At 63.7% G+C, this 19,302-nt stretch carries 16 protein-coding genes, 1 tRNA gene and 1 pseudogene; 8 read left to right on the forward strand and 10 right to left on the reverse strand.

All coding sequences use genetic code 11. From position 1 onward, the window contains the following. Positions 1-2,493, forward strand: a 2,493-nt coding sequence (locus ACFQ4O_RS07455) for an autotransporter outer membrane beta-barrel domain-containing protein (RefSeq protein WP_449288997.1), incomplete at its 5' end; no start/stop codon positions are given. 106 nt (positions 2,494-2,599) lie between these two features. On the opposite strand, the gene ACFQ4O_RS07460 is transcribed toward ACFQ4O_RS07455, so the two are convergent. Continuing rightward, positions 2,600-2,965, reverse strand: a complete 366-nt coding sequence (locus ACFQ4O_RS07460) for a winged helix-turn-helix transcriptional regulator (RefSeq protein ID WP_378775068.1) — start codon at positions 2,963-2,965, stop codon at positions 2,600-2,602. A 114-nt stretch (positions 2,966-3,079) separates the two neighbouring features. Here ACFQ4O_RS07460 and ACFQ4O_RS07465 point away from each other — a divergent pair, with 114 nt between their 5' ends. Together ACFQ4O_RS07465 and ACFQ4O_RS07470 are read left to right on the forward strand one after the other, a co-directional pair. Further along, complete coding sequence (locus tag ACFQ4O_RS07465; RefSeq protein ID WP_378775070.1) at positions 3,080-4,111, forward strand: zinc-binding alcohol dehydrogenase family protein; 1,032 nt, start codon at positions 3,080-3,082, stop codon at positions 4,109-4,111. A 107-nt stretch (positions 4,112-4,218) separates the two neighbouring features. Further along, positions 4,219-4,635, forward strand: coding sequence for a hypothetical protein (locus ACFQ4O_RS07470; protein ID WP_378775071.1), 417 nt, complete (start codon positions 4,219-4,221; stop codon positions 4,633-4,635). Positions 4,636-5,566: 931 nt separating this feature from the next. On the opposite strand, the gene ACFQ4O_RS07475 is transcribed toward ACFQ4O_RS07470, so the two are convergent. Further along, complete coding sequence (locus tag ACFQ4O_RS07475; protein ID WP_378775073.1) at positions 5,567-5,761, reverse strand: hypothetical protein; 195 nt, start codon at positions 5,759-5,761, stop codon at positions 5,567-5,569. A 209-nt stretch (positions 5,762-5,970) separates the two neighbouring features. Here ACFQ4O_RS07475 and ACFQ4O_RS07480 point away from each other — a divergent pair, with 209 nt between their 5' ends. Genes ACFQ4O_RS07480 through ACFQ4O_RS07490 form a run of 3 tightly spaced genes read left to right on the forward strand, consistent with a single transcriptional unit; the run spans position 5,971 to position 8,185 of the window. Further along, positions 5,971-6,549: a hypothetical protein gene (locus ACFQ4O_RS07480; RefSeq protein WP_378775074.1), complete on the forward strand. Its 579-nt coding sequence runs from the start codon at positions 5,971-5,973 to the stop codon at positions 6,547-6,549. After that, positions 6,546-6,776: a hypothetical protein gene (locus ACFQ4O_RS07485; RefSeq protein ID WP_378775076.1), complete on the forward strand. Its 231-nt coding sequence runs from the start codon at positions 6,546-6,548 to the stop codon at positions 6,774-6,776. Before ACFQ4O_RS07480 ends, ACFQ4O_RS07485 begins: the two co-directional genes overlap by 4 nt. Beyond that, positions 6,773-8,185, forward strand: coding sequence for a type IV secretory system conjugative DNA transfer family protein (locus tag ACFQ4O_RS07490; protein WP_378775077.1), 1,413 nt, complete (start codon positions 6,773-6,775; stop codon positions 8,183-8,185). Before ACFQ4O_RS07485 ends, ACFQ4O_RS07490 begins: the two co-directional genes overlap by 4 nt. Positions 8,186-8,219: 34 nt before the next feature. On the opposite strand, the gene ACFQ4O_RS07495 is transcribed toward ACFQ4O_RS07490, so the two are convergent. Both ACFQ4O_RS07495 and ACFQ4O_RS07500 read right to left on the reverse strand, forming a co-directional pair. Further along, positions 8,220-12,815, reverse strand: coding sequence for a hypothetical protein (locus ACFQ4O_RS07495; RefSeq protein ID WP_378775078.1), 4,596 nt, complete (start codon positions 12,813-12,815; stop codon positions 8,220-8,222). A gap of 492 nt (positions 12,816-13,307) precedes the next feature. Further along, positions 13,308-13,598, reverse strand: coding sequence for a hypothetical protein (locus ACFQ4O_RS07500; protein ID WP_378775079.1), 291 nt, complete (start codon positions 13,596-13,598; stop codon positions 13,308-13,310). A 372-nt stretch (positions 13,599-13,970) separates the two neighbouring features. On the opposite strand from ACFQ4O_RS07500, the gene ACFQ4O_RS07505 reads away from it, so the two are divergent. Further along, positions 13,971-14,231, forward strand: coding sequence for a hypothetical protein (locus tag ACFQ4O_RS07505; RefSeq protein WP_378775080.1), 261 nt, complete (start codon positions 13,971-13,973; stop codon positions 14,229-14,231). A gap of 46 nt (positions 14,232-14,277) precedes the next feature. Then, positions 14,278-15,282, forward strand: a pseudogene (locus tag ACFQ4O_RS07510) (recombinase family protein); the annotation flags it as partial. Between the two features lie 54 nt (positions 15,283-15,336). Here ACFQ4O_RS07510 and ACFQ4O_RS07515 read toward each other — a convergent pair. From ACFQ4O_RS07515 to ACFQ4O_RS07540, 6 genes are all read right to left on the reverse strand, one after another. Next, the gene (locus ACFQ4O_RS07515; protein WP_378775081.1) at positions 15,337-15,606 is read right to left on the reverse strand and encodes a hypothetical protein; all 270 of its coding nucleotides are present in this window, start codon (positions 15,604-15,606) and stop codon (positions 15,337-15,339) included. A 211-nt stretch (positions 15,607-15,817) separates the two neighbouring features. After that, positions 15,818-15,894 (reverse strand) — tRNA-Arg (locus ACFQ4O_RS07520). Between the two features lie 537 nt (positions 15,895-16,431). Further along, on the reverse strand, positions 16,432-16,716 hold the full coding sequence (locus tag ACFQ4O_RS07525) for a copper-binding protein (protein WP_378775082.1): 285 nt from the start codon (positions 16,714-16,716) through the stop codon (positions 16,432-16,434). Positions 16,717-16,739: 23 nt separating this feature from the next. Continuing rightward, a complete protein-coding gene (locus ACFQ4O_RS07530) occupies positions 16,740-17,210 on the reverse strand; it encodes a cupredoxin domain-containing protein (RefSeq protein WP_378775083.1) in 471 nt (156 codons plus the stop codon). Between the two features lie 30 nt (positions 17,211-17,240). Then, positions 17,241-18,635 carry a multicopper oxidase family protein gene (locus ACFQ4O_RS07535; protein ID WP_378775084.1) on the reverse strand — a complete coding sequence of 465 codons (1,395 nt, stop codon included), beginning with the start codon at positions 18,633-18,635 and terminating at the stop codon, positions 17,241-17,243. A gap of 14 nt (positions 18,636-18,649) precedes the next feature. Next, positions 18,650-19,302, reverse strand: a 653-nt coding sequence (locus ACFQ4O_RS07540; RefSeq protein ID WP_378775085.1) for a TolC family protein, incomplete at its 5' end; no start/stop codon positions are given.

Raw genomic sequence — 19,302 nt, forward strand, 5'->3', positions numbered from 1 at the left:
GACGCCGGCGGCAAGGGCGGGCTCGCGCTCGCGCTCGGCGCGCTCGGCGGCGCGGGCGGCGACGCCGGAAACGTCGAGGTGATCCGCACCGGCTCCATCGTCACGGAGGGCCGCGACTCGGTCGCGATCATCGCCCAGTCGGTGGGCGGCGGCGGCGGCATCGGCGGCGCCGGCTTCGGCCGCTTCTCGACCGACGGCGACGGCGATGGGCCGGACTCCATCGGCTTCAAGACGCCGGGCGGCGACCGTGGCGACGGCGGAACGGTCCGGATCGTCCAGACGGGCGAGATTCTCGCCACCGGCGCCCGTTCCCACGGCGTGGTGGCGCAGGCGGTGGGCGGCGGCGGCGGCTTCGGCGGTCTCTCGTCGCTCGCGCTTGGCCAGTCCGGCGCGGGTTCGCGCGGCGGCGTCGGCGACGCGGCGGCGGTGACGGCGACCGCGAACGACACCATCGTGGTGCGCGGCGCAAGCTCCTACGCCCTGTTCGGCCAGAGCGCCACGGGCCAGGGCGACGCCGGGGCCGTCACGCTGACGGCGGGCGGCTCGCTCGCGGCGCAGGGCGCGGACTCCGTCGCGGTCTACGCCGAAAGCTCCTCGGCGCAGGGCAAGGGGAACATCACGGTCACGCTGAACGGCGCCCGCACCATCGGCGGTTCGGGGACCGGACAGGCGGCCCTGTTCGTCGGCGGCGCGGACAACCTGCTGACCAACAAGACGCTGATGTACGCGCTCGGCGCCGACGTGGAGACCGAGGGCGTCGCGCTCGGCGATCTGATCGGCGACTTCAGCGCGCGCACCCTGACGGCGACCTTCGGCGACGACCAGATCGACAACATCGGCGGCCGCGTCATCGGCGACATTGACCTCGGGACCGGGGTCAACGGCTTCCGCAACGACGCCGCGTCGAGCTTCATCGGCCTCCGGACGATCGCGACCGGGCCAGACGGCGCCTTCGTGAACGAGGGCCTGATGAGCAACCACGGCGTCGGCGAGGTCGGGCGGGTCGATCTGACCGGCGGCTACGGGCAGACCGGAACCGGCCGCTACGTGGTCGACATCGACCTCAACAGCCAGACGACCGATCGTCTCGACATCACGGGAACCGGCGCCTTCGCGGGCACGGCGCCGCTCAACTTCCTCTCGATCGACCAGCTGTTCGAAAGCTACGTCATCGCAAGCGCGGCCGACGGGATGACCAACGCCGGCGTCTCGCCGACCTTCCGGCCGGCCGTCGGCTTCGAGTTCACGACCACGGTCGAGAACGGCGTCGATCTCGTGCTCTCGGCCAACAAGCCGCTGTTCCGGGATCTCGCCAACGATCCGGCCTCGGGCGTGAAGGACCCGAACGCGGTCGGGCTCGGCTCCTATCTCGACGGCGTCGAGGCGGCCGCGAGCCCGGTGAACCCCATGGCGCGGCTCATCAACATGCTGCGCTTCTCGCCCGACGCCGCGACGCTCGGCGCAGGATTGATGCGCCTGACGCCGCATTACGCGGTGCACAGCCTCGAAATGGTCGATCGCGCCATGGACGAGGGGCTCGACGTGGCCCGGCGCTGCGGCGGCGGCCAGGAGCGGGGCGACCCGCTGGCGCGCTGCGTCTGGTTCAGCTTCGCGCCGGACACCAAATATTCGTTCGACCGGGGAACGGGCTATTCCGACCGCGACGACCGCTACCGCACCTTCACCTTCGGCGGCCGCGCGGCGATCGCCGACAACTGGGCGCTGGGCTTCTCCGCCGCCCACACCGACTACACCTCGCGCATCGGCTTCGGGGACGCGATGCTGTCCTCCACCAAGGGCGACGGCTGGCAGTTCTTCGGCCTCGCCAAATTCGCCAAGGGCGGCGTGTTCGCGGACTTCACCCTCGGCGGCGGCAAGGCCAGCTTCTCCGGCGCCCGTGACACCAGTCTGGCGCAGGTGGCGTTCACGCCGGGCGAGACGCTGGAGGGCGCCTATCTGCCGGACGAGCTGCATCCGGGCATCGGCAACTCGGTGCGCTACCGGCAGAGCTCGCGGCAGTTCGGGCTGTCGGCCCGGCTCGGCTATACGCTGGAGGCCGGCGCGTTCTACGCCGAGCCGCAGGTGCTGCTGGACGGCCGCTGGATCGAGATGGACGCGCGCGAGCGCGGCTCAGTGGCGGCCATCAACTTCCGCAAGCAGACCACCTTCGCCTTCTCGGCGACGCCGGGCGTCGAGCTCGGCGCCAAGCTGCCGGTGGCGGAGGGCGTCCATCTCGACGTCTTCGCCCGCGGCGGCATGGAGTTCCAGCGCGCCAACTGGCGGATGGAAGGGCAGTTCGCGGCCGTGCAGGGCGTGCTCGACGCCCCGCCGCTGGTGCTGCGCCAGAAGGGCGCCTCGCCGCTGTGGCGGGTGGGCGCGGGCGTGAAGCTCTCCACCGACGCCGGCGTCGACATCTCGGCCGGCTACAACGGCGCCTTCGGCGACGACACCACCCTCAACGGCTGGAACGGCCGCGTGGCGGTCCGGTTCTGACCCCACGCCGAAGCTGTGCGTCCGCCCCGGCGTTCGGAGCGGACGCCGATCGGACGACGGTTCGGCCGCTCCGGGACTGCGCGGCCGGGCGATCGGGCGGCGCCCGTCAGGCCGCGTCGCTCGCGCCCGCCACGTCGGCGCCGCGGGCATGGGCCTCGCCCCACGCTTTCAGCGCCAGGATCACGGGTTTGAGGCTGCGGCCGCGCTCCGACAGGCTGTACTCCACCTTGGGCGGAACCTCGGGATAGACGGTGCGGATGACGAAGCCGTCCGCCTCCAGCTCGCGAAGCTGGTTGGTCAGCATCCGCTGCGTGACGTTCGGCAGCCGGCGGCGGATCTCGTTGAAGCGCAGCGTGCCCTGCGACAGATGCCACAGCGCCACGCCCTTCCACTTGCCGCCGATGAGGGCGAGCGTCGCCTCCACCGGGCAGCCGGGGCTGCAATCGAAACGCTCGTGACGGACGCGGGGCATCGGACAGTACCTTTTTCGACACTATGTGCGATTTATGTGCGTTCTTGCGGGCGTTGAGATCAAGCGTCACCTGTAGCCGGACGAGACGTTCCCCCATCCGGCAGGAGACGCGAGATGCGCGCCATCGGCTACACCACCCCCGGTCCCATCGCGGACGAGCATGCGCTGGCGGACATCGACCTGCCGCGCCCGACGCCGGCTGGGCGCGATCTGCTGGTCGAGATCAAAGCCGTCTCCGTCAATCCGGTGGACGCCAAGGTCCGCGCCGGCGTGCGGCCGGACGGCGACGGCTGGAAGGTGCTGGGCTGGGACGCGGCCGGGATCGTGGTGGAGACCGGCCCGGAGGCCTCCCTGTTCAAGCCCGGCGATCACGTGTTCTACGCCGGCGCGCTGACGCGGCCCGGCGCCAACGCCGAGCTCCATCTGGTCGACGAGCGCATCGTCGGCCGCAAGCCGGCGTCGCTCGGCTGGGCGGACGCCGCCGCGCTGCCGCTGACGTCCATCACGGCGTGGGAGGCGCTGTTCGACCGACTCGACGTCAAGGGCCGCGCCGTCCCCGGCGCCGCGCCCGCCATTCTCATCATCGGGGGCGCGGGCGGCGTTGGCTCCATCGCGATCCAGCTCGCCCGCGCGCTCACCGACCTGACCGTCATCGCCACCGCCTCACGGCCGGAGACGAAGGCCTGGGCGACCGAACTCGGCGCGCATCATGTGGTGGATCACGCCCGGCCGCTGGCGCGGCAGATCGAAGCCCTCGGCCTCGGCGCCCCGGGCTTCGTGTTTTCGACCACCAGCACCGAGAGCCACCTCGCCGAGATCGTGGAGCTGATCGCGCCGCAGGGCCGCTTCGCGCTGATCGACGATCCTGCCACGCTCGACGTCGCCCCGTTCAAGCGCAAGAGCGTGTCGACCCACTGGGAGTTCATGTTCACGCGCTCCCTGTTCGCCACGGTCGACCTGGCCGAACAGGGCGCGCTTCTCGACACGGTGTCGCGTCTCGTCGACGAGGGCGCGATCCGCAGCACGCGGACCGAGACGTTGCGGCCGATCAACGCCGCCACTCTCAGGCGCGCGCACGCGCTGATCGAGAGCGGCAGCGTGAGGGGCAAGATCACGCTGGAAGGTTTTGAGGCGCCGAACGGGTGAGCCCGCGATCCCGGCGAACCGGAGCGGCCGGCGCCTGCGCCGGAGGCATATCGACCGGATACGTCTTCACCTGCTTGGTCGGCAGTCCTTCGAGAATCTGCTCTTTCATGCGCCGCATCATGATGGCCGGCACGCCCGCGACCGGAGCGTCGAGCAGCGCCTTCAGCGCCCGGCATCTCGCAGGCGATGGCCGAGATTCGCGACGGCCGGGAGATCTCGTAGTCGACGCCCTCGAGATTGGTCTTGATCTGGAGAACCTGCCGCTCAGTCTCGGGCGTTTCGTCGGTCGGCTTGGGCTCGTCCTCGGGATAGCGCTCGCGGACCTGAGAGATCGCGTTTTCGACGTCGGCGAGCGGATGGCTTACGCCCTCCACCTCCATCTCGGTGTCGCCGGTCGCCCGAGCGGCCTCGACGCGCTCGACCAGCGCGTCGAGGCTTTCGGGAGTGATGGTGAGGACGCGCTCGCCGATCTTGATCGGGAAGCGTTCAGGAAGCCACTGGCCGGCGCGCGTCTTGATCCATGAGGTCTGGGGCGGTTCCCAGACGCCGAGGCCGAGGACACGCTCCGAACACTGATGGGTCTCAACAAAAAGAAGCGCGGCCGTTTCTTCGGCGCCGTCCTCTCCAAAGGCTTCCGCCAGCGCCGGCCTCGGATTGCGGATGAAGGCGCGCCGCTCTTCCGGTGAGCCCGCTCGTTTACGCCGGACGACGTCGATGCCCTTTCGGAGCTCGGGGGCCAGCACCACAAACTCTTTGCGGCCAAGGACGTAAGCGTTGTTGGTGGAGGGAGAACCGGTCAGGCTTTTGAGAAACTTCTGCTGGAGCTCCGGCGTCAACAGCGCGTCGGCGCGTTCGTCGCGCAGGCTGGCGCCCGCCTCTTCGGGATCGTCACCCTCCGTGATCGGCGCGTCGTCATCGAGCGATCAAGCAAAGATTGCAGACCGCAGGGATCGAGAGAATGGCCGGGCAGCGGACCACTGGGGGCGTTAAGTTCGGAAATCGGTTCGGCTGCTCGATGTTTGTCCCGAGCACTGTCCGCAGTGGCCATATGCGGAAAGCCGAAGAAACCGATCGGGTCTTCCGCGATCAGCTTATCGTCGGCGTGCAAGCGCTCATGGGCAGACACGTGGCCTGAACATCGGCGAGGAACGGCGACCGTCACCCGCGTTCAGGCAGACGCAAATTAGATAGCGATTTTAATAAAATAAGTGGCGCGCCTGGACGACGACACTTCGAACGAGCTGTTCGGGGTGTTGGCGGACTGGAACACCGTTCTTGAGCACCAGGAGCGCAAAGCTCCGGTGCCGCCATGTCCCTAAGTGGCACTTTTCAGCCCATCGCCGGATCGGCGGCTCCGCCGTCCATCAAAAAGCGCCCGGTTCCGTTCAGCCTGCGCCTGAGCGAGGATGAACGCGCGCGGCTAATTGCGGAAGCCAAGGGCGCGCCGCTCGGCGCTTACATCAAGGCGAAGGTTCTGGGATCGGCCGCGCCTTTGCGCATGCGGCGGACCGGATTGGTGATCGAGGATCGGCAGGCGCTTGGACCAGGATCACGGGCGAATATCAGCGGACGCGCCACGAGCATGAACGCGATGCGGAAACCACGCGCCAGCGTCAGGCAGCCGAACGGCAAGCCCTGATCGAACAGCAACTTGAAGAGCGCGCCGTTCTGCAGGAGCGGTTTCGCGAGCTGCGCAAGGCCGAAGCCGAACGGCGGCTCGAACTGCGCTCGGAGATCGGACGCTTCCTGCGCTTCTCCCGCGATTACCCCAGCGCTGCGCGCGAGCGCGGAGCCGAGCTGTCTGGAGAGCTCGGGCTCCGGCTCGACCGCTGATCCTTTCTCAAACTGGAGAGACTGCCATGAACGGACAAAGCTCGGGCATCGCCGGGTTTTTGTTTATCACTGCGCTGATCGGCGCGGCGGCTCTCGCCGCTGCGGCGGCGGTCTATGCCGTCGTCGCGTTCGTGGCGCTGCTCGTCAGCATCATCTGCCTGTTCGCTTGGGACAGAACGATCGTCCTGTTCGGAAATGTCTTCGAACCGCGAGCCGCGCGAGCCTTCATCTATCGCGGCCTGATCGGTGCCGGGCTCGCCTTCTACTTCGCGGTGTTTGCGAGCCTGCTGTTCGGCGTCCGCGTGCCAAGCTCGTGGATCATATACATCTTGATCGGCGGCTATTTGGCAGGCTCGGTTGGCCTCGAATATCTGAAAGCCAAACAGGCGCAGGACGCGTTCGACAACGCCAAACTGGTGCCGAGCCTTCCGGCGTCTTCTGCACCTGAGCAGCGTCCGGCCCACCGCTCGAACGAAGAGCCGTTTCGCTTCGCAACCTGGGACGATGAGATCGAGCTGGATGCGCCGCGCGATACTGATCGCTGCGGCTCCTGCGCATTCAATGGCGAAGGCTCGCGTCCGATACCGGGCCGGAGCCTGCGATGAACATCCGTCATTGCATCGAGATTTATCAATTCCTGTGGTCTCTAAAGGCGCATTCCAAACAGCGCCTTGCGTGGGAGGATGCCGCGCAGGCGCGCATTGCGCGCGACCGCGCCGAAGCGAAAGCAGCCGCGCAGCTCGAAGCCATGCTGATCGCCAATCCAAGCGGTCAGCTCGGCCGCGCTAAACTCGATGACGACGAAGTTCTCAAGCGCTCGGGGTTGCTATGAACGCGCTCGTGCCGACGCGGAACGGACTGCGGCTTGGGATCGAGTTGGGCTTCTTCAACGGCCGTCCGCTCGTCTATGGCGGCACCGAGCCTGTCGCGATCGACGCACAGGCGGGCAAAGGGAAGCTGACGCGCTTCCTTGGCGTCAATCTCGTCTCGCCGCGTACCGCGCATATGACGAAGATCATCACCGACCCGAAAGACGCCGAACTTGCCTGGGTTTCGTGGAAGACGCTGGAGCGGCAAGGCTACCGCGTCCGCTTCATTAATCCGGGGCGGCTCTACGGCTATCCGTCTGAAAGCTACAACATCAACACGCGCCTGATCGAGATAGCCCGGCGGCCGGAACTGCGGGCGCTTGTTGGTGATGCCGCCGCTGACGCCGCGAAATATCTGGTACCCGTCGATCCCAACACAGACCACAAATGGATCGGCCAGGGCGTCCGCTCGATGTTCGCGCTTTACCTGAAAATCACGGCGAAACTCAACTCTTCGCGTCTGCCTTGCACGCCGGGCGGCTTGTGGGATTTTTTTGGCCGTGGACCTGAAGAGATAGGAGACGATCTGCTCCTCTGGGCGAGCGATAGCCGCTTGGAGGATGAAAGCGGCATGTGCCGTCTCATCGCCGCGATGACAAAATCGCCCAATCAGTGGAACGCGTATTTCTCGTTGATCCTAGAACGGCTGCAAGGCTTCCAGCCTGGCATGGCGGCGCGCGATGTCACGGACCGCAACACGTTCGATCCAGCGAACATGAAGCACGAACGTACGGCGCTTTTTATCATTGGCTCGGCGCGTAGCGACACAAGCCGCACCCTTGTGGGCGCGATGACATCGGCAATCGTGGAGCGCTTCGCTGACGCGTATGGGCCGCTGCGGGCGCTGCTCGTCGGTGAGGAATGGGGCCAGCTCTACGTCTCGAACTTCAATGAGATTCTGACGCTCTACCGCGAGGGCGGCGTCAACTTCCTCGGCGTGTTCCAGAACGCTCCGGCGCAGATCGAAGCGCGCTACGGCAAGGAGACGGCGCGCATCTGGCGCAAGGCAGTTGCGCACACACTCTATCGCGGGCTGCCGGATACGGACACGCTCAGGGAGATCGAGCACCGCTCGGGCAAAACGTCCGTGATGGTGCGCGGCTTCAACGTGAACGCCAATCAGGTGAGCGGTTCAGGCGACAATCTGTCGGAGCAATCCCGGCCGCTCCTCCAGGTCGAGGATATCCGCGAGGCGACAGGCGGCGAGAGCGGCCTGCTGGAAGCTCGCGATCAGGGGTATTTTACGGTGGAGATGCCGGAGTTCTGGCAACGGCCGGAAATGAAGGGCATGCTGCGGGACGCGCGTGGCAAACCAAACAATTATGCGTCATTCGACAATCGCGCGAGGAGTACATCACTCTCGTGCTCTTAAGGCAGAAACCGGTTCCAACTTACGAGGCTTTTTTCTAATCTGCATGCAACATAAGCGAGGCTGGGGCTTTTTCGCCAAACAATTTCTTCTTATGCTCGCCAAGTCTCTTCTCCGCTTGCTTATTGATTTCTTTATCTATTGTCGGCATGAATGCGCGGAAGATCTCAGATGGCTCACACGGAATTTTGGGCCACATGTCAAAACGACCATCGATGACTTTCATAAATAGAACTGACGCTTCCCAGAAGTCTTCCCCTCGCTGCGCGTCCCACATCTTACGGAACCATATCTTCGCCCACCGGTTCCGCGCATAAGCGTCCTGCGCGGCTGAGCGTGCTGCACCTATAAATCCTTTGGTGCCTTCGAAGCGTGACAGCACCGCATCAGAGTGCGCACTCTGGTCGGACAATCCTGCTATCATGATTGCTAGTGCGATTTCGAAGGGACGCCCTGTTGCGAGACGTTCATCAACGTAGTTCTGCAGGAGCGCAACCTTTCCAGCGAAGTGCGCTGCGATAACTTCGCGCGCAATATCCCCGTCGTTCTGAGACATGCGAAGTCGCTTCTTGCACATCTCAAATAATGACAGATTGTCGGCATTATGCCAGAGAGTTATGGACTCGGCTGGAACGGCGGCGGCACCGCTGACGCGGCGAACCGTGGGCGTCTGATCAAGAACGCGAGCGGCGAGATCAACCGCTGCACTATTGCCGTTAGCGGCACGCGCAATCGCAACTTGCAGTGCGAAGTTGTGGAGATGGCGAAGTTCGCGTTCAGAGGCGGCAGCAAGCATAGCGAGCCATCGCTCACCGCGCGCGGTGTCTTGTTCGACAATCGATTTAATACCGCCAAAGGTGAGGTCGGATAGTATAAGGTTCGCATCTGCTGACGTTAGTTCAGCAGTGAAACGCTCATAGGCTTCGCTCATACGTCGTTGGCGATCATCGAACTGCGAATCCGTTTCCGCCAACCGCCTCATCTGCGACGCTAAGTCATTTTCGGGTGGCGGGCTCTCGGTCAGTGAGATTAGGGGCGGTGTCAGATCAGATGCCTTCGGAATACCAGTAGCAATATCCGGCAGCGCCACGTTACCCTCATAGGCAAGCGCTTTCGCAAGCGCCGCCTCGACACGCGCGGCGACGCGGTCAACACATTCCTTGGTGAGCCTCTTGGCTGCGAATCCGTAGTGGGAAAGATCTATGCGGTCGAGGGCGTTGTCGGTCTCGATCAGTCCGGCGTCCAGAGCCCTCAGTATTGCGGTTGACCCATGCCAGTTCTCGAATTTGTTGTCGCGACCTGCCGATTTTTTCGCGCCCCAACCGCTATCGACCACGTCGCGCAGCAACGTCGTGTCACCGCTCGACGCAGCGAGGGCGAGCGCCTCTTGCCGAAGATTTTCGTTTGTAGATCGTATGAAGCTTTTGATTATTGTGATAGCCTGCGAAGTTAGTTCTGATCCAGAATAATGGATCGCTGCAGCGACGGCAGTCTGAGCGTCTTCGTCGCCACTCTGGAGAACACGCTCTAGTACCTGTTCAACTTTAGCGGGATTCGCTTTTTTGGTGCAGGAGAGGAGCTCCAGTAAGAGCGTCCCACCCTTCATATCAGCGGCCGCATCGAACTGTTCTTCGGCCGTGAGATGTGGAAATGCTATCAGCATTGAAAACTGAGCCGTTAGAAACTCGTCTCGACCATCGGCCTCGTCCCTGTAGGAAGCCGTGCTCGCAACGCCGGCCGCAAGAAAGCTGTCCGCGACATCTCTTGTGAGAGCGGCGCTGTGGCGAGCTAGCTCCAAAACGCCTTGACGCCGCGCATACCCATCTCGGTTCAGTACGTTGTTTGCGAGGGCGTTGTGCGTAACGATCGCATCGGCTGGTGCGAAGCGGGCGACGGCGGCGCGCGCGCCGCGGAAGAAGTAATCCTGTTCGCCCATGCCCCGAGCGGTCGCGACTTTCGCCGGATCGATTTCTCTGTAGCTTCGCGCGGTAATCGAAACGTTGTCCGGCATTTTAGTGCCCGGATCGCAGGGATCGACGGAGCAGTAGTCCTCCTTGATCGACCAGCCCTCGAAACGTTCCTGATCGCGCGTGAGCTCCTCGCGCAGCTCCGCGCCCGCCTCGGCATCGAGTGGATCGCCCGTGCCGTATAGGACGCCCACTCGCGTCCACTTGCCTACGCGTGATGAATTTAGCTCGGGTAGTGCCTCAATCGCCTTCAGCAAAGCGGCTCTGGTCTCTTCCCAATCGATGCAGTTGTAGTGAAGGAGCTGTTCAAATTCCGTATATGGCGCGGACGTCGAAGTATTGAGCGCGAAGGAGAATCTCCACCTAACGAGGTGGGGGGCGAGTTCTGCCAAAGGTAGTCCGGCGACCAAATGAAAAGCGAAGCGACTTAGGGCGTCGAATTTTGCTTGCGGCGTCTCTACGAGGTTTTCTCGTAAGTAGATTTGCTCCGAATTGGTAAGCTCCCCTTTACGCTTTTCAATCTCGGCAAGAATCTTTGTACGTTCTTCTTCGACCTGCTCTGCCGGGTCTCTCTGCTTGCTCCTGTGCATCCGGCGCTCGGGTGCTAGCGAATAAAGTGAGAGCCAACGTTTGACACTCTCCATGATAAGTCGACGAACTTGAGGATCGTCGCGATGATTAGCTAGTGCATAGAGCAGCCATCCATCGTTTGGCACGTGCTCCGCTGACAGGTATACGTTTTCGGCGGCGGCCAAGAAGGCTATCGGTGCCGACGTTGCGAGGTTGGCAAACGCATCCACCTGGGCATCCGGGAGGTTTTGCAGAGATACGAATTTCTCAATCAGCGCGGAGCTCACTGGGGGGCTTGTCTCTCCATCAAGACAAGCGATCTGTGTGGCAAGCAGCGCAACCTTTGCTGTCTCGTCCAGCGCGCTGATAGGTTCCAAGATTGTTCCGAGCCGGTCGCGCGGATCGCGCCCGTTTCGCAATTCTTGTTCGAGTTGATGCACCAGATAAAGTGCGAGTCCGAGGTTGAGGCCTTCAGATTTAATTTCGTACTTTGAAGTGCTGCCTTTCACCACGGAGAAGAATCTGCTCGACGAGACAGCCTTAAGTTGCTCTTCCTCTCCGGTATCGAAAAGCCTTAAATCGTCCTTTTTTTGCGCATTCGCGCGTTGCAACGCCTTTGTTGCAAGTTCTCTCAAGAGCTCTGCAAAGGCTATTCCCGAAATCGGTGACCCCCCATGGTGATCTGTCCTACGCATATGTTCGAAGAGGAGACGTCCGACGTTGAGCTCGTCTAAAAGCGCTATCGCGCCTGCTTCGACGAGCTCGATCGCGATACCAAGAAGGCGCGGATTTCTAATCGATTCTAAAACTTCGTTCCCAATATTTGAATAAACGATGCTACGTCTGGCCAGTATCTGTTTGACATCGTCGACCGACCATTCTCCAAGGATAATTTGCTTTACACCGCATGAGACTGTGTTCTTAAGGTGCGTCCAGTGGTGCGTGCGCGTGGTCAGCACCAGGCAGCCACCTAGCCGCTTTAGATGCAGCGCCGCGCGATCGATCCAGCGCCCCCAGTTCGACTTGAGCGGTTGGTTAAGACCGTCTGCGATTAGCGTAATGCGGACCGAGCTTGCTGGGAGATTCTTGCTCCACGAATTAAAGCGGCGCTTCCACCGCTTGATCGATTTTTCCGTAATTTCTCCGCCTGTCTGGCGGATTAGCTTTCTGATGAGAAACTCGCTGAAGTCTTCCGTTTCTGAACCGATCAGCTCGTCGGCTGGACAGATGACGAGAAGCGATTTGGGGCTTGAGAGACTCCAACCCTGGGCGGCGAGCCAAGATTTTCCGACCCCCTCTTCGCCGACGATCGCGTAAACTTCGCGCTCCGGCGTTCCTGAGAACGCGCTTGCGAGCTGCGCACGTTCCGCGCGATCGCGCGCCACTGGTCCGGACGGGTCAAGCGGCGCGAGAGGCTGGCCGAGTTCGGCGCGCGCCTCAACCTTGCTCTTGAGAAGCCTGTCTATCCAATTCTGGTTGTTCGTCTTCGCGTGGCCGAGCCCCACATCCTCTGCGAGTGCTTTGCTTAGTGAATCAAAACGCTGGGCAAAATCAGGATGCTGTTCGAAATGATCTATGGCCGCCAGCGCGGGCGCGATGAGGCCAGCTTCGGGTGTTCCGGTAAGACCGCTTGAGATGAAATCCTTTGATCTTTGGCCCGCCGAGACCACCGCGATAAGCAGCGATCCAAGATCGATGTTTAGCCAGTCGAGTACCGCAATTCCGAAACCTTCGTTGGCTGCAAATTTTCGCGCATCCTCGACAGTCTGCGATCCTACTTCGCAGGTGGCTCCGAGTATCCAGAGGTCCACCTGCCCGTCGTCATCATTTGCAAGATCAAGGAGCTTGGGCGCGATATCGTTTTTCGTGAGACCGTCTTTGTAACGCTTGCCCTCGAAATATGTGGCACCGAGATCGAATGCGGAATCGCCGTCGCGGCCTCGCTGAGTACCTGATTTTGCAAGACGGAAAGATTGCCCCGTGATGCCGCCTAGTATGAGGCCGAGCAGCCCCTCAAACCCGTCCGGGCCCGAAGGGTTAAGGGCCAGCAGGGCATCCTGCAGAGCCTTTGCATGTTTCTCGTTCGCGGCGTTCATACTGAAGTGACGCTACAACAACTGACGCGGGTAACGGGAATCATTTTGAAAGATTTCCATAGGTTCATGCTCTGCGAGACGATACGTCTCCATCATATCGTCTGAGGCAGTGGAAGGCCGAAGTTCTCTAGGGCAACTTCCATGCGCAAAAGCATGGTGCCGGGTTCCAGGGCGGCAGACACCATTGGTCGCGCTCCATCGGCGATAACGGTGGCCATGGGGTCGAGGGGAGAACGGCGTCTCCCTTCGCGCAATCTAACTGCGCAGGTTGGTCTGGGTGGGTTCTCAGGGAGGGGCAGGAACGCCCTTCCTTGAGCGCGATGAAACGGCGGACGTTTCGATGGTGTGATGAGGCTCGATGCCGATCTCACACCAATGCCTGGGGGATGCAACGGGGGCGCGCCAGCGGCCCCCTTGCCAAGATTGCGGGTACTACCCCGCACATCTTGCATTCTGCGCTATCACCGAAATCTCCTACAGCGGAACTCATCGCTAGATCATTCGACGGACCGCTTTCAATGCGCGCTCCCAGTCCTCGATGAGGTTGTTCGGCAGCCCCGATGTCTGAATTGCGTCGCCCAGATCAGCTTCGATGTAAGGCCAGAGTGACGGCCTTATGGCCCGCACTTCGTCCAGATCGCCATCATCCAACGTACCATCGTCAGGGAAGCTCATAGCAGCCAGGCGCAGGACGGCAATGACGGCGCTACGCATCTGGTGATTGACCCTCGCCACAAGCGGCAGAGCGCTAAAGATTTGGCGGGCCTGCTCTTCGAGTGTCATCCCTCAAAGCCACGCTGCCAGAGGTTGGGCCGTGGCCCGCTCTCTCCATGAAGGGCCGTGGGGTCGCGGCCCGACCGGAAAGGATTGGGCGCGCGACTTGAAACAGCGCAGGTAGGTGCTGAATATCAATGCTTGGTATCGGTTTGAACAAGCCGTTATGTCAACGCTTGGAATGGCGGATTGAACAGGATGATAGCTTAAGTCCGCTCGTATCACCGAATGAATTGATCCATGGTTGCAAGCGCTTGCGAGAACACGCAAGCGACGGGGAAAGCCGTGCCTATAACTGGCTATATAGGAATTTAGACCTAGAATGTTCTATAAATGTTCTATATAGTTTGAAGACTGCCGAAGCGGAGAAAGGAGGCGGCCATGATTGAACGGGATAACGACCGCTTTTCGGAGCGTGACGGACCAAAGTCAGCCGCCTCTATGGCCGACTTCGATACGGAGGATTACCGCTCTTACCTTGAGGGGCTGGAGCTAGACCATACCCAGGAAGACGCGCTTATGCGTATCGTCTGGGACATGGTTCGCATGAGCGTCGAGATGAATGTCTCGGCAGAAAGTTGGGGGCAGATTGTCGATGCCGTCATTGATGGCTCGGCCGGTAAATCTCCCGATGTAGATTGATAGGACGCATTCAAAGCAAGGAGATTATTTGGAAGTAGCGCGGCGCATGAGCCAGAAAATTCAAATCGACATTTCAGACGGGCCGAAGCTCGCCGTACTGTATTTGCGTGTCTCCAGCAAAAAGCAGGAACGCGGGGGCGATGGCCTCGCGTCGCAGGAGACGCGCCTGCGTCACTACGCGGCGTTGCACGGCTACACGATCACCCGCGTGTTCAGCGATAAGCTGACTGGTAGCGAAAGCCAGCGGCCGGGCCTGCGCGATATGATCGCCTTCGTCGCGGCAGACAAAGGCCGTACGTATCGCATCATCTTTGACCACCTTGATCGCTTCACCCGCGATTTTTACCTGCACGCCGATCTTCGCCGCGCTGTCGCCAAGACAGGCGCGACGCTGGAAACGCCGGGCATGGTGCTCGATGGCCGTTCGTCTTCGCGCCTCATGGAGAACGTGACGGTCGCGTTCGCCGACTATCACCGTGTCAACAATGCCGAGCAAACACGGCACCGTATGCAGGCGCGAATTGAGAACGGCTTCGCCGTGTTCGCCGCACCGGGAGGATACCATTATGGCCGCGTCGCCGGGCTGAACGGCAAGGTGCTCGTTCGAAAAGAACCGGAAGCCTCGATCATCGTCGAGGCTTTGGAAGGGTATGCGTCAGGGCGCTTCGGCAGCCAGGCCGATGTGCAGCGGTTTCTCGAGGAGCATCCGCTCTTTCCGAAACCGAAGGGCGGCAAGCTCCCGCATCAGCGTGTCGGTGACATGCTCCGCAATGCAATTTACGCGGGCTACGTCGAAGCCGAACAATGGGGCGTCGAACGTCGCAGAGGCCATCACGAGCCGCTCATCACTCTCGAAACGCATCAGCGGATTCAGGATCGGCTTAACGGCCTACGCGCTGTCTATCGTACCAATCTCGCCGAGGATTTTCCGCTACGCGGTTCGGTCGTGTGTGACGATTGCAGCGGCCCTCTAACTGCGTGCTGGTCAACGAGCGGCAGCAAGCAGCGTAAGCGCCACGCCTATTACCAGTGCCCGCGCAAGGCCTGTGAGAGCTACGGCAAGGCGATCCGTCGTGATGTGATCGAAGGCGAGTTCGAGGGGATGCTACGCACGGCGCAGCCGAGCCCGCAGATCGTTAAACTCGCGGGCGCGATGTTCAAGGATTTGTGGAAGCGCAAACAGGCGAACGTCGAGAAGGAAGCCGCAGCGCTGCGCGCGGCGCTCGCCAATATCGAAAAACAAGTCGGGCAATATGTCGAGCGGATCGTCGAGACGTCCGTCCCGGCGGTCGTGCGAGCGCTCGAAACGAAAATCGAGAGCCTTGAAAACGAGAAGCTGTTGCTCCGCGAGCGCATCGCAAACGTCGCTCCGCAAGGCGACTTCGAGCGCAGACTTAGAACGGCCCTGGAGTTTATCGGGAACCCTTGGAAACTGTGGGCTTCCGGCGATTATGAGGCCCGGCAAACGGTGCTCAAGCTGACCCTAGGCAGTAAGCTCCGATACAAGCGCGGAAAGGGACTTACGACTCCCAATCTCACCTTGCCGTTCAAGGTGTTAGCTAACTTTTCTGGTGCCGAAAACGGAATGGCGCGCCCGAAAGGATTCGAACCTCTGACCCCCAGATTCGTAGTCTGGTGCTCTATCCAGCTGAGCTACGGGCGCGCTGGCCGTGTGGGGCGAACCCCGTCGGCGAGGGCGGTTGATTATCGCCTCGCAGGACGGAAAGCAAGGGCCTCGGTAAAAAACGTCGGCGAGGGGCGGGAAAGCCTTCCGGTTCTTGGCCGGACGGCGGCGGCGCGGCGGGACGCCCGGCGGTCGACGCGGCGGGCGGGAGCGAGAATCGGCGGCGAGGCCGGGTCTCTCTGTTACGCGCCCTCCTCCGGGACACGGCGGGCGCTTCGCGTCGTGTCCCGAAGGCGGGCATGGGCGGTAGCGCCCAAAGGCTGGTCGTGATCTTCGCGGCAGATACGGACATCGCGGAGACGGGAATGGGCGGGAGCGCACAAGGCCGGGCGCCGAACCCGAGGCCGTCTCGGCGTCCGCCGGGCGGCTTCGGGTTCTCTCACTTGCGCCGGGGCGTGGTCCTGACAGAGAAGACGGTGTCCGCCGAGGAAACGTCCGGCGCCTCTTATCCGCGCCGGGTGTCGGCCTTGACGGAGAAGACCAAGCCCGCCGGGGAGGCCGCGCCTCCGCCTCCCCTCACCTCCGCCGGATGGCGGTCACGGTGATCTGGCCGTTCACGCGCTCGGCCTCGAACGTCACCTTGTCGCCGACCTTGACGGCCTTTAGCAGCGCCGGGTCGGCGGCGCGGAACACCATGGCCATGGGCTCGTCCATGCCGAGGTTCTGGATCGGGCCGTGGTCCAGCGTGATCTTTCCGGCGCTCTCGTCGATCTTCTTCACGACGCCGTCCGCTGCGGCGGCGGCCGTGACGGAGAGCAGCAGGGCGGCGAAGGTCGCGCCGACGAACGGGGTGTGTCTCATGGCGGTCTCTCTGGTGTCGCGGGTCACTTGACGGCCACCGCGCCGTCCATACCGGCCTCGCGGTGGCCGGGGATCAGGCAGGCGAAGTTGAAGGCGCCGGCGTTCGAGAACCGCCAGAGCAGGTCGGCGGACGTGCCCGGCGCGAGGCGGCGGCCGTTCGGATCGTCATGCTCCATGTCGGGGTTCTTGCGCATGGCGGCCGCGTGCCGGTCGTTGTCGGCGCGGGTCGCCAGCATGAACTCGTGGTCGATGCGCCCCGTGTTCTTCAGCACGAAGCGGATCTGTTCGCCGCGCGCCACGGTGATCGCGTTCGGCTCGAACCGCATCGCGCCGTCGTCGGCGTCCGTCAGCACGACCTCGACCGTGCGGGCGGGTTTCGCCGGATCGCCCGGCCGGCCATAGGCGCGGGCGTCGCCATGGTCATGGCCGGCGTCGGCGAGCGCGGACATCGGGAGAAGAGCCGCGACGAACGCGGCGGGGATCAGCGGTCGCATGAATGCGTCCTCCTTGCGGGTGTTGCAGGCTCAGTGATGGTCGTGGCCGCCGCCGGCCTTGGGCTTGACCACGTTGATCTCGACGGCGCCGGGCTGTGCGGGCGCGGGCGTCACGACAGCGGGCGGCTCGCCCGTCCACGCGCGGGGGACGGTTCCCTCCGGGTGGCGGAACCAGCCGGGATCGGCGTAATCGCCGGCCTTCAGCCCGTCGCGCACCTTCAGCACCGAGAACATGCCGCCCATCTCGAGCGGGCCGAACGGGCCGTAGCCGGTCATCATCGGCAGCGTGTTGTCAGGCAACGGCATCTCCATGGCGCCCATGTCCGCCATGCCGGCCTGCCCCATGGGCATGTAGCCGGGCGCGAGCGCCTTGATGCGCTTCGCAAGGTCCTTCTTGTTCACGCCGATGAAGTTCGAAACGTCGTGGCCCATGGCGTTCATGGTGTGGTGCGACTTGTGGCAGTGGATCGCCCAGTCGCCGGGCGCGTCGGCGACGAAGTCGAACGCGCGCATCTGCCCGACCGCGCAATCGACGGTGACTTCGGGCCAGGCGGCCGCCTCCGGCGTCCAGCCGCCGTCGGTGCAGGACACCTTGACGTCGTAGCCGTGCAGATGGATCGGGTGGTTGGTCATGGTGAGGTTGCCGAAGCGCACTCGCACCCGGTCGCCCGTCGCGGCCACCAGCGGGTCGATGCCGGGGAACACCCGCGTGTTCCAGGTCCAGAGGTTGAAGTCGGTCATCTCCGCCACGCGCGGCGCATAGGCGCCGGGCTCGATGCGATAGGCCGACATCAGGAACACGAAATCCCGGTCGACGCGGCGGAAGGCGGGGTCCTTCGGGTGCACCACGAAGAAGCCCATCATGCCCATGGCCATCTGCACCATCTCGTCGGCGTGCGGGTGGTACATGAAGGTGCCGCTCTTCCGTAAGACGAACTCGTAGACGAAGGTCTGGCCGGGCCGGATGTGCGGCTGGGTCAGCCCGCCGACGCCGTCCATGCCGGACGGCAGCCGCTGCCCGTGCCAGTGCACGGTGGTGTGCTCCGGCAGCCTGTTCGTGACGAAGATGCGGACCTTGTCGCCCTCGACCGCCTCGATGGTCGGGCCCGGCGACTGGCCGTTGTAGCCCCAGAGATGGGCGACCATGCCCGGCGCGATCTCGCGCACGACGGGCTCGGCGACCAGATGGAACTCCTTCCAGTCGCCGTTCATGCGCCAGGGCGCGGTCCAGCCGTTCAGGGTGACCACCGGGTTGTAGTCCGGCCCGGTGGTCGGGATCAGCGGCGGCTGCATGGTCGGCTGCGTCATGGTGGCGGCCTCGGGGATCGCAGCGGCCTGAACACGACCCGAGACGGCGGAGGCGGCGACGAGCGAGGTGGCGCCCGCGGCGGAGGCGGAGAGGAAGGAGCGGCGGGAGACGGTCATGGCGGTGCTCCGGGTCAATGGGCTGCGGCGGGCGCGGGCGTGGCGAGGCCGGCGGCGCTGTCCGGCGCGGCGGCGCTCGCGCCCCCGCCGGTGAGCGCGGCCTGCAGGTCCACATGGGCGAGAAGGGCCTCGCGCCGGGCGCGGATGGCGGCCACCCGCGCGGCGACGGTGGCGCGGGCCTCCGTCAGCAGGTCCGTGGGGTCGGCCAGCATGCCGTTGTAGCGCAGCAGCGCCTCGTCGGTGACGACCTTGCGCAGCGGCAGCACACGGGCCTGATAGGCGACGGCGATGTCGCGCCGGGCCCGCCACGTGACGTAAGCCTCGCGCGCCTCGGAACGGGCGTTGACCGCGGATTCCAGCAGCCGGTTGACGGCGCCCATATAGACCTCGCGCGCGCGGGCCGAACGCGCCGCGCCGAAGTCGAAGATCGGGATCTCCACCGCCGCCTCGACGCCGCGGGGGCTCGCCTTGTCGCCCTCCGCGGTGCGGACGCGGTTCGCAACGCCGGTGACCTCCAGCAGCGAGATCGCCCGCGTGCGCTCGGTGAGGCCGTAGCTTTGCGCGAGCGCGTCCAGCTCCAGCCGGTCGGCGGCGAGATCGGCGCGTCGGGCGAGCGCCATCGCCTCCACGTCGCCCTGCGCCGCCAGCCGCGGCAGGGCCGGCAGGC

This window comes from Methylopila musalis (genome assembly GCF_042679725.1).
GTDB lineage: Bacteria > Pseudomonadota > Alphaproteobacteria > Rhizobiales > Methylopilaceae > Methylopila > Methylopila musalis.

Excerpts from the sequence above, each read along its gene's own strand:
- ACFQ4O_RS07460 (WP_378775068.1), bottom strand. The coding sequence starts at position 2,965 with ATGCCCCGCGTCCGTCACGAGCGTTTCGATTGCAGCCCCGGCTGCCCG.
- ACFQ4O_RS07465 (WP_378775070.1), top strand. The coding sequence starts at position 3,080 with ATGCGCGCCATCGGCTACACCACCCCCGGTCCCATCGCGGACGAGCAT.
- ACFQ4O_RS07470 (WP_378775071.1), top strand. The coding sequence starts at position 4,219 with ATGCGCCGCATCATGATGGCCGGCACGCCCGCGACCGGAGCGTCGAGC.
- ACFQ4O_RS07480 (WP_378775074.1), top strand. The coding sequence starts at position 5,971 with ATGAACGGACAAAGCTCGGGCATCGCCGGGTTTTTGTTTATCACTGCG.
- ACFQ4O_RS07485 (WP_378775076.1), top strand. The coding sequence starts at position 6,546 with ATGAACATCCGTCATTGCATCGAGATTTATCAATTCCTGTGGTCTCTA.
- ACFQ4O_RS07490 (WP_378775077.1), top strand. The coding sequence starts at position 6,773 with ATGAACGCGCTCGTGCCGACGCGGAACGGACTGCGGCTTGGGATCGAG.
- ACFQ4O_RS07495 (WP_378775078.1), bottom strand. The coding sequence starts at position 12,815 with ATGAACGCCGCGAACGAGAAACATGCAAAGGCTCTGCAGGATGCCCTG.
- ACFQ4O_RS07500 (WP_378775079.1), bottom strand. The coding sequence starts at position 13,598 with ATGACACTCGAAGAGCAGGCCCGCCAAATCTTTAGCGCTCTGCCGCTT.
- ACFQ4O_RS07505 (WP_378775080.1), top strand. The coding sequence starts at position 13,971 with ATGATTGAACGGGATAACGACCGCTTTTCGGAGCGTGACGGACCAAAG.
- ACFQ4O_RS07525 (WP_378775082.1), bottom strand. The coding sequence starts at position 16,716 with ATGAGACACACCCCGTTCGTCGGCGCGACCTTCGCCGCCCTGCTGCTC.
- ACFQ4O_RS07530 (WP_378775083.1), bottom strand. The coding sequence starts at position 17,210 with ATGCGACCGCTGATCCCCGCCGCGTTCGTCGCGGCTCTTCTCCCGATG.
- ACFQ4O_RS07535 (WP_378775084.1), bottom strand. The coding sequence starts at position 18,635 with ATGACCGTCTCCCGCCGCTCCTTCCTCTCCGCCTCCGCCGCGGGCGCC.